Annotated in this window: 13 protein-coding genes; 9 read left to right on the top strand and 4 right to left on the bottom strand. The window is 66.0% G+C overall.

Going from position 1 to position 14,042, the window contains the following annotated elements:
- Positions 1-55: 55 nt before the first annotated feature.
- From Rhe02_RS19990 to Rhe02_RS19975, 4 genes are all read left to right on the top strand, one after another.
- Entirely contained in the window at positions 56-787 is a 732-nt protein-coding gene (locus Rhe02_RS19990; RefSeq protein ID WP_203909795.1) for a hypothetical protein, read from the top strand.
- 236 nt (positions 788-1,023) lie between these two features.
- A complete protein-coding gene (locus tag Rhe02_RS19985) occupies positions 1,024-1,458 on the top strand; it encodes a DUF6232 family protein (protein ID WP_203909794.1) in 435 nt (144 codons plus the stop codon).
- 137 nt (positions 1,459-1,595) lie between these two features.
- Positions 1,596-2,474, top strand: coding sequence for a helix-turn-helix domain-containing protein (locus Rhe02_RS19980; RefSeq protein ID WP_203909793.1), 879 nt, complete (start codon positions 1,596-1,598; stop codon positions 2,472-2,474).
- 309 nt (positions 2,475-2,783) lie between these two features.
- Complete coding sequence (locus Rhe02_RS19975) at positions 2,784-2,975, top strand: DUF397 domain-containing protein (RefSeq protein ID WP_203909792.1); 192 nt, start codon at positions 2,784-2,786, stop codon at positions 2,973-2,975.
- On the opposite strand, the gene Rhe02_RS50950 is transcribed toward Rhe02_RS19975, so the two are convergent.
- Entirely contained in the window at positions 2,972-3,244 is a 273-nt protein-coding gene (locus Rhe02_RS50950; RefSeq protein ID WP_373320658.1) for a DUF397 domain-containing protein, read from the bottom strand. The genes Rhe02_RS19975 and Rhe02_RS50950 overlap by 4 nt on opposite strands.
- A gap of 73 nt (positions 3,245-3,317) precedes the next feature.
- On the opposite strand from Rhe02_RS50950, the gene Rhe02_RS19965 reads away from it, so the two are divergent.
- From Rhe02_RS19965 to Rhe02_RS19945, 5 genes are all read left to right on the top strand, one after another.
- Positions 3,318-3,926: a helix-turn-helix transcriptional regulator gene (locus Rhe02_RS19965; protein ID WP_203909790.1), complete on the top strand. Its 609-nt coding sequence runs from the start codon at positions 3,318-3,320 to the stop codon at positions 3,924-3,926.
- Positions 3,923-4,363, top strand: a complete 441-nt coding sequence (locus tag Rhe02_RS19960; RefSeq protein ID WP_203909789.1) for a DUF3291 domain-containing protein — start codon at positions 3,923-3,925, stop codon at positions 4,361-4,363. The genes Rhe02_RS19965 and Rhe02_RS19960 overlap by 4 nt, the downstream gene beginning before the upstream one ends.
- A complete protein-coding gene (locus Rhe02_RS19955) occupies positions 4,311-5,444 on the top strand; it encodes a low temperature requirement protein A (protein ID WP_203909788.1) in 1,134 nt (377 codons plus the stop codon). Before Rhe02_RS19960 ends, Rhe02_RS19955 begins: the two co-directional genes overlap by 53 nt.
- Positions 5,445-5,513: 69 nt before the next feature.
- Positions 5,514-7,778, top strand: a complete 2,265-nt coding sequence (locus Rhe02_RS19950; protein ID WP_203909787.1) for a glycosyl hydrolase family 18 protein — start codon at positions 5,514-5,516, stop codon at positions 7,776-7,778.
- 16 nt (positions 7,779-7,794) lie between these two features.
- Entirely contained in the window at positions 7,795-9,681 is a 1,887-nt protein-coding gene (locus Rhe02_RS19945; RefSeq protein ID WP_203909786.1) for a fibronectin type III domain-containing protein, read from the top strand.
- A gap of 75 nt (positions 9,682-9,756) precedes the next feature.
- Here Rhe02_RS19945 and Rhe02_RS19940 read toward each other — a convergent pair whose 3' ends face one another.
- The 3 genes from Rhe02_RS19940 to Rhe02_RS19930 are packed head-to-tail and all read right to left on the bottom strand — an operon-like array spanning position 9,757 to position 14,016.
- A complete protein-coding gene (locus Rhe02_RS19940; protein WP_203909785.1) occupies positions 9,757-10,647 on the bottom strand; it encodes a DUF6807 domain-containing protein in 891 nt (296 codons plus the stop codon).
- Positions 10,644-11,708, bottom strand: coding sequence for a Gfo/Idh/MocA family protein (locus Rhe02_RS19935; RefSeq protein ID WP_203909784.1), 1,065 nt, complete (start codon positions 11,706-11,708; stop codon positions 10,644-10,646). Before Rhe02_RS19935 ends, Rhe02_RS19940 begins: the two co-directional genes overlap by 4 nt.
- Positions 11,695-14,016 (bottom strand): beta-xylosidase/alpha-l-arabinosidase, encoded by a 2,322-nt coding sequence (locus Rhe02_RS19930; RefSeq protein WP_239123931.1) that lies wholly within the window; start codon positions 14,014-14,016, stop codon positions 11,695-11,697. Before Rhe02_RS19930 ends, Rhe02_RS19935 begins: the two co-directional genes overlap by 14 nt.
- Positions 14,017-14,042: the final 26 nt, after the last annotated feature.

Raw genomic sequence — 14,042 nt, 5'->3', positions numbered from 1 at the left:
ACAGTGGAGAGCGCTCTCCAAATTCGGCCTCCGCCCGGCGGATTAGGCTGAGCGGATGATCGAGTGGGAGAGCAACCGTTTGATCCTTTCGCTGTGGGACTTTGACGACCCGGCGGGATCCCGGGCGCGTTTCGAGGCCGTGGCCGCCGTCGTGCGCACGCAGATTGCCCGAAGTCACGGTTTGGCGGGGGATTTCGACCAGGCTCATCTGGTACTGGATGAAACCGCCGATATCGAAGGGGAGCCAAGGATCCGAGCGCTTCTCGAGCGAGGCCGGGTCTATCGTTCCGCCGGCGATGCCGAGAGGGCCGTGCCGCTGTTCCGTGAGGCCTTTGAGCTAGCGCAGACGCAGGGTCTGGCGGGCCTCGCCGCCGATGCGGCGCACATGCTAGCCATCGCGCTGCCCGACGAGCATCTGCATTGGTTTTTGGAAGGTCTGGGCGCCGCCCAGGAAAGCGACGATCCCCTCGCGCTCAGCATGACCGGCGCGCTGCAGAACAACATGGGTTGGAGACTCGCCGACGAAGAGGAGTGGGAGACGGCCTATTCGCTCTTCGACTGGGCCGTCGCCGCCCGCGCGAAGGTGCTCGAAAACCTCGACAGCGACGCGGCCCGCAAGTCCTACCACGTGGCGCGCTGGACTCGGGCTCGAGCCGCGCGTGCCCTCGGCCGCCGCGATGAGGCGCTCGCGGAGCTACGCGAATTGGCCGCCACCGACGTCGGTGCGGCCGATCCCTATGTGGCAGAAGAAATCGCGGCTAACGAGTCCTATCTGGAAGGTGAGTGAATACTGCAATCTGCGGTGTGGCACTTTGCATTATGGCGATCACGTCCAAGCTCACTCATACTTGAGTCCGCTGGGCAGCATCGAGGCTAGCCCGCATATGCAAATGTGGCGGCAACCGGGCTGGCACCCGACTACCGCCTTTAGGCCACCCTTCGCGAGAGGGCAGGACCCATGCACCTGTCATCCTGTCTCAATCCCCTCCCTCTCGCAACGCTTCAGCGAGGGAAGGAATGAAGATGACAGTCTTCTATCACGGGCCCTGCGCGCGGATCACCCACGAAGTGTTCGAGACGCGCATCCCGAGGTTCCAGTTGTTCCCCATAAGGGATCTGGGGGGCATCCACATTGTGCGCGAGGCCGAGCGGACGATCATGGGAACTCCATGGGCCCGAGCCGGTTCCACCGTCATGGTGCTGGCGGCGATCATCGCCGGCGCGGTGGCTTTCTGGACGGTGGGCTCGCCGTCGATAGCGATTACCGCACTCTTGGTGACGGCCGTCGCGTCGGGGGTGGCGGCGGGGTGCTGGCAACACCGCGACGAGCCTTACGAGCTGCGAGCTATTTATCGAGGCCGGGCCGTCTGTCTACTCCGGACATCGGATGAGCGGCTGCTGGGCCAGGTGCGCCGTGGGCTGCGCCGTGCCTTGGAGAGCCGCGAATTCGCTCACTGATTGTCATCAGGTCGCTAGTGTCATCTCTGGCTCGCTGATTGTTGCTGCTTCTTCCCGGGTGTAGTCTCGGCCCCGTCCTTGCCGGACCTCAGTTTGCCATACGTCGTTTGGCCTTTTGGCCCAGCGACATGGCGGGGATGAGAGAAGCTGCCATGGTCTCGGGTGAGTCGCCCGCGGTCGCGCGCCGCCGCCTCCGCCTCGCCCTGCGCAAGGCACGGGAGGCCAGAGGGTTCACCCAGGGGCAGGTCGCCGAAGACTTCGACTGGTCCCTGTCCAAGGTGCAGCGCATCGAGAGCGGGGACGTGACCGTCTCCAGCACCGACCTCAAAGCTCTGCTCGCCCACTATGACGTCACCGATGCCAAGCGGGTGCAGCAGCTGGTGGAGGTGGCGAGAGCCTCCCGCCGCAAGGGCTGGTGGGATCAGCCGCAATACCGTGAGCATCTGACCGCGGCCACCTTGCAGCTGCTCCAATTCGAGACCGAGGCCAGCGCGATCAGGGTCTACAACCCCGCGCTGATACCGGGTTTCCTGCAGACCACCGGCTATGCCGAGATGATTCTGAAGAACTGGGAGCAACTGTCCGAGGCCGACCGGGCGGTGCGTTTCGAGGTGCGGATGCGCCGGAGAGAGCTCGCCCTCACCACCGACTCGCAGTACTACCTTGTGCTCGACGAGTCGGTGCTGCATCGCGAGGTCGGTGGGCCGGAGGTCATGGTGGAGCAGCTGTGGGAGCTGCTGCGGTTGACGGGCATTCTCAACTTCCGGGTCAGGATCCTCCCCTTCGGCGCGGGCGCGCATCTGGCGATGCTGAATCCGTTCATGGTGCTCGATTTCGGTGAAGAGGAAAACGCGGTGCTCTACCTCGAGGCGCAGATGGCCGACGAGATGGTGAACAGCTCCGAAAGAATCCGGCTCTACCGCGAACGCTTCGAAGCCTTCTGGGACGTGGCACTGACCGAAGAAGACACGGCGAGCCTCATCCGGGCGAAGGCTGAGAAGCTTCGATCAAAGTAACTGTTGGTAGTCGCTGCCTCATCGTCCGTACCCGTCGGATATTCATTTCCCCAGGTCACGCCGGTGACGCCACAAAGACCCAGGTCACAGTCAGTTATTGTCAACCTAGGGTGGCATGTGTACGATCTCCCCGTTGATATGTGGCCACACATCAATTGGCCATATGTCAGCGAATGAGATCGCCCTTTGGACGGACCCCACCGGGACCGGCTGGTGGTCTGTCCAAAATATGTCAAATCGACGCGCGTCTGATAGCCCAGTCGCGCGTTGATACTGGCTGAAGGTCAATGTCATCCCAGGGGACCGCACGTGAATGAACTTGAGCTGGACTGGCGTAAGGCCAGCCGCTGTGAATCAAGCGCCTGTGTCGAGGTCGCTTCCGCAGGCGATGCTGTGCTTGTGCGGGATTCGAAAAACCTAGGTCCTATGTTGGCCCTCTCGCGTGCCGAGTGGGCCGCCTTTATCGACGGGGTGCGGGCGGGGGATTTCGACCGCGCCTAGTCGGTTCCAGCCCGGTTGGGCTGGCGTAGATGGAAGTCGCCCGCGCTCACTGCCTCCAAAAAGGATGCCCACACGGGCTTGGAGAAGCGCAGTGTCGTGCCATGTGGATCCTGGGAGTTGCGGACAACTATGTCCTCTCCGACTGCTGCTACTTCCAGGCAGGCGCCCGACTCGCAAAAGCTGCTCTTGCGCCAAGCAACTGAATCTCTGTTCTTCAATGCTTCACCTCCAACGCGGATGGCCTTTCCAGGGTACGGAAGGCGTGCCACTCGCCACCAAGGGTGTGCAGACAAATGGCACACGGGTTGTATAAACAACGACTGTTGGTTATAGAATCCGGGTGTGAGTGAAGAGCAGGTCACCGCGATAGCCGCGCTTGGCGATGCCACGCGCCGGCAGGTGTATCAGGTCGTCGTGGGGCACGGTGGTGTGCTGAGCCGCGACGAGGTCGCGGCTCAGCTCGGGATCGGGCGCACGCTTGCGGCGTTCCACCTCGACAAGCTTGTGGAAGCCGGGCTGCTGGAAACCAGCTTCGCGCGGGGGCCGCATGGCGGCCGGCCCGCCAAGCTGTATTGCCGCAGCGGTGCGGAGGTGGCGGTGAGCCTGCCCCCGAGGTCGTATGTGGACGCCGCCGAGCTGTTGGCCGAAGCCGTCGAGAAGGCGGGCGCCGATCACACCCTGCATCGGGTGGCGCGCAAGCGTGGGCTGGCGCTGAAGCAGCCGGACATGTGGGAAGCGTTGCGCGAACGTGGGTATGAGCCGTTCGCGGACGGGGGCGTGACCAAGTTGAGGAACTGCCCGTTCCACGCGCTGGCGCAAGAGTTCCCGCCGCTGGTGTGCGGCATGAATCTGGCCCTGTTGAAGGGGATGGCCGAAGGCAGCGGCTGGCCGGTGGAGCCGAAGATGGCACCGCAGGCGGGGCAGTGCTGCGTCGTGTTGGAGGACAAATGAATCTGGCGCAGCTGAACATCGCCCGGCTGAGGTTCCCGCTCGACGGGCCTGAGCTCAAGGATTTCGTCGACGCATTGCCGGAGATCAACGGGCTGGGGGATGCGAGCCCCGGGTTCGTCTGGCGGCTACAGGACGACAGCGGGGACGCGACGGGTGTGGCGAACCCGTTCGGCGAGGGCGTGATAATCAACCTCACCGTCTGGGAATCAGTGGAGGCGTTGCGGGAGTTTATCTATCGTTCGCCGCATCTCGACTACATGCGCCGCCGGCGCGAGTGGTTCGACCATAACGGGATAGAAGCCCACCTGGTGCTCTGGTGGGTGCCCGAAGGTCATACCCCTACTGTGGACGAGGCCGCGGAACGTCTCGCTCACCTGGAGAAACATGGAAGCACCGAGCACGCCTTCACGCTCAGAGAGCCATATCCCGCAGCGTGAGTCGGTAGTCAAGGTTTCCACCCTTGAGCTCTTCTTCGACCTGGTCTTCGTCTTCACCATCACCCAGCTCACCGGGGTGCTGGCGGCCGACCTGACGTGGCCCAGCGCGGGCCGGGTGGTGCTGATGCTCGGCATCATCCTGTGGATGTACGGCGGCTACGCCTGGCTGACCAATGTGGTCGCGCCGAGCGACGCGGTGCGGCGCGGGCTGCTGCTGAGCGGGATGGCCGGATTCCTGCTCATCGCGCTGGCCATCCCGGACGCGTTCGGGGCCAGCGGCTGGGCCTTCGGCGTCGGCTACTTCGTGGTCAATGCCATCCATAGTGGACTGTTGCTGCGGGCGGCGCCGAGCGCGATGAAACAGCTGGCGCCGCTGAACCTGCTCAGCGCCAGCCTGATTCTGGTGGGCGGGTTCGTTGACGACCCGTGGCGGGTGGTGCTCTGGTGTGCCGGGCTGGTGGTGATCGCCGGGTCGCCTTTCCTGCACCCGCTTTCCGAGTGGACTATCACCTCGTCGCATTTTGTGGAGCGACATGGGCTGATCGTCATCGTGGCGCTCGGCGAGTCCATTGTGGCCATTGGGGTGGGCGCGGCCGGGTTGGAGCTGACCGGGTCGCTGGTGACCGTGGCCCTGCTCGGGCTGGTGCTGGCTTTCGGGCTGTGGTGGCTCTACTTCGGTGGTGACGATGAGGCGGCCGAGCACGCGCTGGACGCGGCGCCGTCGATGCAGCGGGGGCGGCTGGCCATCCGAGCCTTCGGCTTCGCCCACTATCCGCTGCTGCTAGGGGTCGTAGTGTTCGCGGCCGGGGTGAAGAAAGCCACCACCTACGCGGGCGGCCATATATATCTGTCGCAAGCGCTGCTGCTGGGCGGGGGAGTGGCGCTGTTCCTCTTCGCGGACGCCTGGTTCCGCCGCATTCTGAGCATCGGCCTGCTTCGGTTCCGGTTGGCCGGCGGGCTCGCGGCATTGGCCACTGTGCCGCTTGGGTTAACTTCCACGATCGGGCAGATGGTGGCACTTGCCCTGGTGCTGGCGGCGGTGTTGCTGCTGGAGAAGAGGGCACAGCTAAGATCGATTTAATTGACTATTCATCTGCGTCTGGGTAAATTCCTGAACAGTTAGGAAACTTTCCTATCTGTTGGAGGGGACATGCTCAGACGCGCCCTACTAGCCTCTCTCCTGGTCCTCGCCGCGCTCGTGGCGCCGGCCACCCCCGCCCAGGCAGCTCCCGGGTTGACGGCCACTTTCTCCGCGGCCAACAACGGTTCGTGGTTCCTGGACAAGTTCGTGGTGGCGAACCCGACGACCGCCTCGATAGCCGGCTGGACCCTGGAATTCGACCTCCCGGCCGGGGTCACCATGGGCAACTTCTACAACGGGGTGGCCACCCAGACCGGTTCGCACGTAACGGCCACCAACGCTCACTACAACGGCACCGTGGCGGCGGGCGCCACCACCGAGCCGTACAGCCCCTGGTTCATCGCCTATGGCGGTGGAGCCGCGCCGGTCAACTGCCGCATCAACGGCAACAAGTGCGACGGCAGCGCCGACCGTCCGCCCAACGCGCCGGGTGGGCTGGCCGTGTCCGGGCGAACCACCAAGACGGTGAGTCTGTCGTGGACGGCCGCGGTGGCCACCGACTTCCCGATCGCCGGTTACGACATCTATGCCGGCGGCGCGCTCAAGACCAGCGTCACCGCGACCACCGGGGTGGTGACCGGGCTGACGCCCAACACCACCTATTCATTCACGGTGCGGGCCAAGGACACCCGCGGAAACGTGTCGGTGGACAGCGCTGCGGTCTCCGCGACGACGCTGAATCCGGCCAGCGACACCATCGCGCCCACGGTGCCGGGCAATCTGCGGAGCACGGCCAAGACGGCGGTGACGGTAAGCCTGGCGTGGAACGCGTCGACCGATGCGAACGGCATCGCCGGATACGACATCTATGTCGGCGGTGTCCTGCGGACCAGCGTGACCGGCCTGACCGCGGTGGTGACCGGGTTGAGTCCGCTGACCGCCTACAGCTTCACGGTGCGAGCGCGGGACACCTACGACAACACCTCCGCCGCCTCGAACGCGGCGGCGGTGACCACCGACGACGTGATCGGCGCAGGCAGCTATGCCAAGGTGGGTTACTTCGTGCAGTGGGGCATCTACGGCCGCCAGTACTTCGTGCGCAACCTCGACACGAGCGGCTCCGCGGCCAAACTCACCCACATCAACTACGCCTTCGCCAACCTCGATCCGGTCAACCTGACCTGTCTGCAGGGGGTGACCCGGGGGACCACGCTGAATCCTCAGGATCCCGACCAGGGCACCGGCGCCGGTGACGCGGACGCGGACTACTCGCGCCCGATGGCCGCGTCGCAGTCCGTGGACGGCGTTGGCGACACCGGGTGGGAGTCGTTGCGGGGCAACTATAACCAGCTTCGCAAGCTTAAGATCAAGTACCCACATCTAAAGGTATTGATTTCTATTGGGGGCTGGACCTACTCGAAGTTCTTCTCCAACGCGGCGCTGACCCCGGCGTCACGCGAGAAGCTGGTCCGGTCGTGTATCGACATCTACCTCAAGGGAAACCTGCCCGCCTACAACGGCGCGGGCGGACCGGGCAGCGCCGCCGGCATCTTCGACGGCATCGACCTGGACTGGGAGTGGCCGGGCTCGGAAGGGCATCCGGGCAACATCGTGCGGCCACAGGACAAGGCCAACAACACGTTGCTCATGGCGGAGTTCCGCCGCCAAATGGACGAGCTCACCGTGACCAGTGGAAAGCGTTACCTGCTAACGGCTTTCACTCCGGCCGACCCGGCGAAGATCGCAGCGGGCTGGGACATCGGGCCCAACGGGGTCTTCCGCTACATGGACTTCGCCAACGTCCAGGGCTATGACTTCCACGGCGCCGGCTCGGACAACTCGTGGGAACCCAACCGCACCGGGCACCAGGCCAACCTGAACCGGGACACCCAGGACCCGTACGCGTTCGAGTTCAGTGTCACCAAAGCGATCCAGACCTATCTGGACGCCGGGGTCAACCCGCGCCAGCTCACCATCGGCTTCCCGTTCTACGGGCGCGGCTGGCAGGGCGTCACGGCCGGGACGGTCAACGGCGAATGGCAATCGGCGACCGGGGCAGCACCCGGTCAATTCCAAGAGGAGGCGGGTACCAGAGGCTACGCAAACCTGATCGCGATGGTGCCGAACTGCACGGTCTTCCACGACACCCAATCGGTCTCGACCTACTGCTACACCGGCAACGGCGGGCAGTGGTGGACCTTCGACGACACGTGGTCGATCGGGCAGAAGACGGCCTGGCTCAAGAGCAAAGGGCTCTTGGGCGCCATGGTCTGGGAGATGTCGGGCGACACCGCCGCCGGCACCCTGATGACCACCCTCCACAACGGACTATAGGCAGGAGTTTCACAAGATGAGACGTATCCTCCTCGTGCTGACGCTCATCACGGCCAGCACCCTCTTCGCCGCTCCCAACGCTTCTGCCGCCGAGCTCGCCGTCAACGGCGGCTTCGAGACCGGGTCGCTGTCGCCCTGGTCCTGCACCGGAAACCTGGGCAGCGTGGTGACCAGCCCGGTTCACTCGGGCACCCGGGCGCTCCAGGGCGCAGCTTCCGCCTCGGACAACGCGCAATGCACCCAGACCGTCAACGGCCTGGTGTCCGGGACTTCGTACACGCTGTCCGGCTGGTTCCGGGGTAACTACACCTACCTCGGCATCACCGGTGGCGCGTCCACCTGGACCCCGGGTGGCGCCTCCTACACCCAGCTCTCGCTGACCTTCACCGCCAGCGGCACCAGTGTGCAGATCTATATGCACGGCTGGTACGGCCAGGGCACCTACCAGGCCGACGACATCTCGCTGCAGGGCGCGGGTGGCGGGCCGGGCGTGCCTGGCGCGCCGGGCAACCTGCAGTCCACCGGCGTCACCACCACCTCGATTTCGCTGTCGTGGGGCGCGGGCTCGGGAACCATTACCGGCTACCGGGTTTACGAGGGCGCCACCCAGCGCGCTCAGGTCACCGGTCTCTCGGCGACCATCAGCGGTCTGGGCACGTGCACCTCGCACACGTACACCGTGCGGGCCTACAACTCGGTCGGCGAGTCGGCCAACAGCAACGCTGTCACCGTCTCCACGTCGGGCTGCACGGGCGTGCCCGGCGCGCCGTCGAACAACAGCGTGACGGGTCAGACCAACACGTCGATCTCGTTGGCGTGGAACGCTTCCTCGGGCACGGTGACCGGTTACCGGGTCTACGAGGGATCCACCCAGCGCGCTCAGGTCACCGGGCTGAGCGCGACCATCTCCGGGCTGGGCGCCTGTACCAGTCACAGCTACGTGATCCGGGCCTACAACTCCTCGGGCGAGTCGCCGAACAGCAACACGGCCAGCGGCACCACGACCGGCTGCACCGGCGGCAACACCATCATGGCCGCGCCCTACCTGTACCTGGGCTGGGGCGACCCGCCATCGGTGGCCACGGTGATGTCGGCGACCGGCGTCAAGCAGTTCACGATGGCGTTCATGCTCTCCGGCGGTGGCTGTAACCCGATGTGGGACAGCAGCAGGCCGCTGACCGGCGGCGTGGACCAGCAGGTGATCAACCAGATCCGCGCGGGCGGCGGCGAGATCCAGATCTCGTTCGGTGGCTGGAGCGGCAACAAGCTCGGCCCGAACTGCTCCTCGGCGGCCGCGCTCGCCGGCGCCTACCAGCAGGTCATCAACGCCTACAACCTGAAGTACATCGACATCGACATCGAGAACACCGACGAGTTCGAGACCGAGGTCATCCAGGACCGCATCCTGGGCGCGCTGAAGATCGTCAAGCAGAACAACCCGAGTATCAAGACGATCGTCACGTTTGGTACCTCGACCACCGGCCCGACCTTCTGGGGCACCCGCCTGATCAACCAGTCGGCCGCGCTGCAGGCGAACATCGACGTGTTCACCATCATGCCGTTCGACTTCGGCTGCACCGGCAGCATGTTCACCTGCACCACGACGGCCTCCGACGGGCTGCGTAACGCCCTGAAGACCGCCTACGGGTGGAGTGACGACACGGCCTACCGGCACATGGGAATCTCCGGCATGAATGGTCTTTCCGACCAGCAGGAGCAGACCACCGTGCAGAACTGGACCGACATCAAGAACTGGGCGCAGACCAGGCACCTCGCCCGCCTGGCCTACTGGGCGGTCAACCGCGACCGGCCATGCCCCGGCGGTGGGGTCGTCTCCAACTGCTCCGGCATAGCCCAGAACAACTGGCAGTTCACCCAGATCACGGCAAGCTTCACGCCGTAATCGCAGCGCGGCGCTGCCGCGCGTTGCTTGCACGCGCCAAAATGGCGGTGGGGTAAAAGGGGCTGGGCGCCGTCCTCATCCGGCGGCGCCCAGCTTCGCCAGTTTGGCGACCGAGGCGTAGTCGCGCTCGCCGTCGCCGATCACGACCCGGTAGCGCAGCTTCAACGTCGCCCCGTCCGCAAAGCGGTACTCGGTGTCGAAGAACGGTGCCGGGCATATGCATGCGAACATCCGTGCGCGGACGAACCACTTCGTCGGGTAGTTGAAGTTCTCGGTGTCATCGACGAAGACCAGCGTTGAGGTGTGGCCGGTCTCATCGTGTTTGCCGGAGAAGCCGAGCCATGGCGCATGGATGCCCATCAGCTCGTCGGATCCGGCCACACCCGGCGCGAAGACCAGGCCGCTGCTGAACGAGCGCGGGCCGCGCCAGAACAGCCCGCCGTATCCGGCGTTCTCCCGGCCCTCGGTGGTCGGGCTGCCGATGACGATCTCCCGGCCGGAAACGTTGGTGAGACTGGTTTCGAAGCCCAGCGTCCACGCCTCCTCGGCCGGATGCACCGTCACCGCGATCTGGCGTTGCTCGTCGAACCAGTGCTCACCCTGCTCGGTCAGCCACTGCAGCCGATGGGCGAAGCCGTCGCCGTCCAGGTGGGAGAACTCGCGATGGGCCTGCGTGCCGTTGTTGGACAGCTGCTGGTAGCCGCCGTTGCGCAGATAGGTCACCCCGCCCCAGAAGTTGGCGTCGGCCACATTCGGCAGGGACCACGCCAAACCCTTGTGCCACACGTGATCGTGCGGACGGTAGAGCGTCACGATCTCGCCGGAGAGCGTGCGCAGCGGGTGGAAGTAGGGCCTGGGCGACTCGAGCTGTGCCTCGGGTGCGACGTAGACGTAACGCAGCAGCTGCTGCCCACCGTAGTGGATCTCGAGCGCCTCGCTCTCGTCATGGATCAGATTCAGCTTCATGCCCGCTCCCAGGGTGCTCCAGAGCCGTCCATCCGTTGGTAGAAAGGCGATCGCGGGCCGATCTCGCCACGTCTGACGCTGCGGCCGGTGAACGCGGAAGCGTAGATCGCGGCGATAAGCTCCAGGGTCATCCGGGCGTCGGGCAGCGTCACCGGCGGAGGCGCCTTTGCCTCCAAAGCATCGAAGACGGCGGCGAACTGGGCGCTGTGACCGCTCGAGACTCCCGCGGGCATGGCCTGCCACGCCTGGGTCCGATCCGGATCCGCTGTTATCCGCCAGCTTTTGTCTTGGTACCCATAAAGGTGTTCAAGCTCAACGGTGGCGTGCTCGAAATCGAAGCGGAGATAGCTTGTTTCACGCGGCGAGAGCAGGCTGTTGACGACCGTGGCCATCGCCCCGTTTTCGAAGGTGACGATGGCGCAGGAGAGGTCTTCGGTCGCGGTCGGGCGGGCCTGCCGCGCCGCGGTGGCCACGACTTCCCGCCACGGCCCGAGGATAGAGAGCATGAGATCCATCTGGTGGATGCCGTGTCCCATCGTGGGCCCGCCGCCCTCGAGCTCCCATTTGCCGCGCCACGGCACACGGAAATAGTCGTCGGGCCTGTACCAGAGCGTGTGACAGACGGCCGTCATGGGCCGGCCCAGGTCGCCGGCGGCCAGCATCCGGCGCAGGTTCACCGCGCCGGATCCGAAGCGGTGCTGGGAGATGGTGGCGAAGCTGCCGCCCGCCGCGGCGATGTCGTCGAGCTCGATCAGGCTGAGCGCGGGCGGCTTCTCACACAGCACGGTGCGGCTGTCGGCCAGGCAGGCCAGGGCTTGGTCGCGATGCAGGCCGGGCGGCGTGCACAGGTCGATCACGTCCGGGTCCTCGCTGGCGAGCATCTGTTCCAGCGAGGAGTAGGTGCGCGGGATCTCGAACTTTTCCGAGAAACCGCGCAGCCGATCGGCATCGACCTCGACCGCGGCCACCACCTTCGCTCTGCCGCCAAGCCGGGCGTAGTCGCCGGCGTGGACCCCGGCTATCCCGCCGGTGCCCACGATCACGACATCAAAGCTCCGCATAGGAAACCCCGGCTGCCATAGCGCGATCGTGACCTACTGTCCGTTCCGAGCCGGTGAGGGTGAGCCGAAGGCGGTGGTGCACCTGGGTGCTGGACGCGGCGAGCTGAAGCTCCAGCTCGCCAGGCTCGACGACGCGGTGTCCCTGCCGCCCGACAAAAGAGGCCAGATCTGCGGGCACGGTGAACTCGACCCTTCGCGCCTGACCCGGATCTAGCTCGACTCGGGCATAGCCGATAAGCCTCGCCACCGGCCGGGTCACCTGGGCTACCGGGTCGTGCAGATAGAGCTGAACGACCTCCGCCCCGGCCCGTGCGCCTACGTTGCGCACGGCCAGCGACACGGTGACGACCGAATCCACGTGGCACTCTGTCGCGCTGATCTGAGGATTTTCCCAGGAGAACTGGGTGTAGGACAAGCCGTGCCCGAAGGGGAAAAGTGCCGTCGGATCGACCGTGCTGACCTCTGTGCGGTGGCCCAGCGTCGGCGCGTAATAGGTCCCGGGCTGGCCACCGGGCTGACGCGGCACGCTGATCGGCAGTTTGCCGCTCGGGTTGACCTCGCCGGTCAGCACCGCGGCCACGGCCGGGCCGCCCTCTTCGCCGGGGAAGAAGGTCTGCACCACCGCGGCGAGCCGGTCGGCGTAGTCACCCAGCGCGTAGGGCCGTCCGGCCACCAGCACCAGAACCACCTTGGCGCCGGTCGCGAGCACCGCTTCCAGCAGCTCGCCCTGTACCCCGGGCAGCCGCAGCTCGGCCACATCGCAACCCTCGCCCGAGGTGCCCTTGCCAAACAGTCCGGCGAGATCGCCAAGCACCACGACGCTCACGTCGGCCGCGGTCGCGGCGGCGACGGCCGCTTCGATGCCGCTGCGGTCGCCGCTGTCCACATCACAGCCGCGGATATGGACGATGTCGGTGCGCCCCAAAGAGTCCAAAATGGACGGCACATCCACCCCGAGCGGCTGGCCGGGCTGGTGGATGCCGACGTGCCGGGGGAAGGAGTAGCAGCCCAGCATTCCGTGCGGGTCGTCGGCGAGGGGGCCGATGAGCGCGATCCGGGTGTTGGCCGCGAGCGGAAGCGTGCCGTCGTTGGCAAGCAGCACCACAGATTGCTCCGCCACGCCGCGGGCCAGTGCCCGCCCCGCCGGGGAGTCGAGATCCGGCGGTGGTTCGGCCGAAAGGGGACTCCACCCGGGCTCCAGCAGGCCCAGCTCACACTTTTGCCGCAGCACGCGGGTCACCGCCCGGTCCACCAGCGCCTCAGGGACCGTGCCCGCTTGCACCGCGCTGATCAGAGGATCGCCGTAGCAGCTGACGGTGGGCAGCTCGACGTCGACTCCGGCGGCCAGCGCCAGGGCGGCCGCCTCGGACGGGCTTCCCGCCACGTGATGAAGCCGTTCCAGGAAACCGATGCCGAAGTAGTCGGCGACCACCGTTCCTTCGAAGCCCCAGACGCCGCGCAGCAGATCGGTGAGCAGACCGCCGTCGGAGGCCGCCGGGATTCCGTCGACCTCGGCGTAGGAGTGCATCACCGAACGGGCGCCGCCGTCACGGATAGCCATCTCGAAGGGCGCCAGGAAAACCTCGGTGAACTCGCGCCGCCCGACCGAAACCGGGCCGAAGTTGCGCGCCGCCCGTGAGCCGGAGTACCCGGCGAAGTGCTTGAGGGTGGCGACAATCCCGGCCGCCTCCATGCCTTTGACATAGGCGGTGCCGATCGTGGCGACCAGGTACGGGTCCTCGCCGATGGTCTCCTCGGTGCGCCCCCAGCGCGCGTCACGGGTCACGTCGAGCACGGGGCCGAGCCCCTGATGCAGGCCAAGCGCGCGCATCGAGGCGCCGATGCGGGCCCCGAGCTGCTCGATGAGAGCCGGATTGAAGGTGGCGCCCCACGCCAGCGGGGTCGGATAGATGGTCGCGCCAAGCGACAGCAAGCCGGTGAGGCACTCCTCGTGCGCGACGGCCGGGATGCCGAACCTTCCCGCAGCGACGATTTCGGCCTGGAGCTTGGCCAGCGTCTGCATGCCGGTGGCGACGTCAACCGGAGCCGTTCCGAAGGGGCGCGTAAGCTGCCCGAGACCCGACCCGATCAGACGCCGCCAATCGAGCGTGCCGTCGATGAGGTCGTGCTGAAACGGAGCGACGTCGTCGTCGCCGCTTGCGGAGTCCATGCCGATCCAGACGCTGTAGAGCTGGGCAACCTTCTCCTGGAGGGTCATCCGTTGCAGGAGGTCGGCCACCCGCTCGGCGACCGTCAGGGTCGGGTCGCGCCAAGGTTCGTGGTCGTTGAGCATGCGCGGGGTCCCCAACTTTCCGATAGTGTTCCGGAATTGCT

Origin of the sequence: Rhizocola hellebori, from assembly GCF_016862955.1 — a bacterium.
GTDB classification, from domain to species: domain Bacteria; phylum Actinomycetota; class Actinomycetes; order Mycobacteriales; family Micromonosporaceae; genus Rhizocola; species Rhizocola hellebori.
Note: the sequence above shows the minus strand (reverse complement) of the source record. Positions and strands in the feature narration are given on the sequence as shown.